This window comes from Pedobacter sp. 01T416_2 (genome assembly GCF_056398925.1).
Genome location: NZ_JBFTQI010000821.1, coordinates 1 through 2,492 on the forward strand (window position 1 = coordinate 1; position 2,492 = coordinate 2,492).

Annotated in this window: 2 protein-coding genes; both read left to right on the forward strand. The window is 39.4% G+C overall.

Going from position 1 to position 2,492, the window contains the following annotated elements; all coding sequences use genetic code 11:
* The first annotated feature begins 277 nt into the window (after positions 1-277).
* Positions 278-1,294 (forward strand): GntR family transcriptional regulator, encoded by a 1,017-nt coding sequence (locus AC1DPQ_RS24550; RefSeq protein ID WP_477581315.1) that lies wholly within the window; start codon positions 278-280, stop codon positions 1,292-1,294.
* A 10-nt stretch (positions 1,295-1,304) separates the two neighbouring features.
* A partial coding sequence (locus tag AC1DPQ_RS24555) for a solute:sodium symporter family transporter (RefSeq protein ID WP_477611165.1) occupies positions 1,305-2,492 on the forward strand: 1,188 nt, incomplete at its 3' end.

Below are 2,492 nucleotides of genomic sequence, written 5' to 3' on the forward strand. Positions count from 1 at the left end.
CTATTATTATGTAAATATAAATGATCTTTTATTAGAATTGCAAAACTTATTTTTGGCTTTTGTAAAAAAAACGCGCTCAGTATTAGGTTACCTCTTAACAAAAACAGGCAATTTTGTGCCTTTATTGTTACATAACCTATCTTTACAGTTCAACATGAGACAAAAATGAGATATGGAATATTTTTTCGATTGTTGATTAACTGAATTTTATTACCTTGTAAATTAAAAGGCAAAGCAGAATTACAAACCTATAGACTAGTGTAGCCCAATCTACTTTATGATAACTATTTTCGAAAAAATACAGGAACTCGAAGAAATACCCTCTTATTCAAAACATGAGCAGTTTGTTCAGGGTTTTATTAATGCCATTGATGAAAGGATTATTTCTAAGGGTGAAGCGCTCCCCTCTATCAATGTTTTGATTAAAGAGCTTGGTTTTGCCCGCGAAACGGTAATGAAAGGTTATCGCGAGTTGATTAGCCGCGGTATAGTGGAATCGAAAAAGCGTTTAGGGTATTTTGTGGCTAACGACGATACCGAACAAACCTTAAAGGTAGCGCTACTGATGTACCTGATTGATTCTTTCCAGGAGCAGTTTTACCGTAATTTCAGGAATGAACTTGGGCCAAATGTGCACATCGATGTTTTCTTTCATCACGGCAATATTACCATGTTCGAAACCATGCTGGATATGATTAAAGGTAAATATGGTGTTTATGTAATTTCGCCAATTCCACATCCTAAAACCAAACACCTGTTAGATAGCTTACCGAGCAACAAACTGATCATGTTCGACCGTTACGAAGCCTTAAAAGGTGAATTTAATTATGTTACTCAGGAATTTGAGCAATCTACCTACCAAGTTTTAGCCGAACTTGCCGATACCATAAAAAAGTTCGATGAAATGATTTTCTTTCATGTTCCTGGTTCGTTAGATCCAGTCGAAATTATCAGGGCCTTTAAAAAGTTTACGAAAGATTTCGCTGTAAATACCAGGATAATAAATGAATATGAGCCTGGAAGTGTAGAAAAAGGCAAGGTTTACTTTACACTGAACAATTCCGAAATCTGGAAAATATTGAAAGATTGCGAAGCAAAGCAGCTACAGGTGGGAAAAGATATCGGCATCCTTTCGCATAACGATGAGGTGGTAAAAGAACTTATAGGCGGGGGCATTACAACTTATTCGGCCGATTTTTCGTTAATGGGCAAAAAAGTTGCGCATGCGGTGCTGAAAAAAGAAAAAATACAGGAAATCATTCCAACAGTACTCATCAGAAGAAATTCGTTATAAGCTAAAGCACATGAATACTACGGCGCTCGTTACTTTTATAGTGGTAACCTTTCTTGTTGCATTGATTTCCTGGATCAAAACCCGAAAGCATAAAATCACGACTTCAGCCGGGCTTTTTCTGGCCAATCGTACCTTAAGTTTTACTGCTGTGGGAAGTGCATTATTCTTCACCAACATCAGTGCCGCCGAATTTGTAGGCAGCAGCGAATCGGTATACATCAACAATATGACGGTAATGGCCTGGGGCGTAAGTTCTGTATTTGCCATGTTATTGGTTTCAGAATTTGTGATCCCGGTTTATTTGAAGGGCGCCATGTCTACCACCCCCGATTTTCTGGAAAGCCGGTRCGATCCGCAAACCAAAAAACTCGTCTCCTTCCTTTTTCTGATCAGCTACCTCGTTAACCTCTTGCCTATTGTATTGTATAGTGGTGCAGTTGCGCTAAATGGCCTGTTTCATTTTTCTGATATCTGGAACATCAGTTATGGCAGCAGCATCTGGATTTTGGTTTGGTGCATCGGGCTTGTGGGCAGTTTATATTCTATATTGGGCGGCTTAAAAGCCATCGTTATTTCTGATCTTGTATTGGGTGCCTGTATGTTTACCGGTGCATTGTTACTTGCTTATTTTGGGGTGAGGCATGTAGGAAATGGAGATCTGCAACAGGGTATGCATACTATTCTTACCTCAAAAACCGAACACTTTAATTCAATAGGAAAAACAGGTGATGCCATTCCGTTTTCGACCATTTTTACCGGTATGATTTTAATGAACCTCTTTTATTGGGGTACGGAACAGGTAATTGTGCAACAGGCATTGGCTTCTTCTGATCTTAAAACCAGCCAGAAGGGAATTGCTCTGGCCTGTGCGGGCAAACTTCTTGGGCCCTTATTATTTATGCTGCCGGGAATTATTGCTGTTCATATGTACAGCAACATGCAAAACACGACTGAAGTTTTTTCGAGGGTGGTAAGCGATGTATCGCCCCCTGTACTCAGCGGTTTTATTGCTGCCGTTATTTTTGGCGCTGCTATTACCTCATTTTCTCCAGGGCTGAACAGCGCTAGTACATTGTTTATCCTCAACATTTACAAACCAGCCAAAGAAAAGAAAGGTATTGTGGTTACCGAGGCCAAGATGTTAAAAAGCTCGAAAAGATTTGAAATGTTTGCTTCTTTATTGGCCATGTTCATTGCG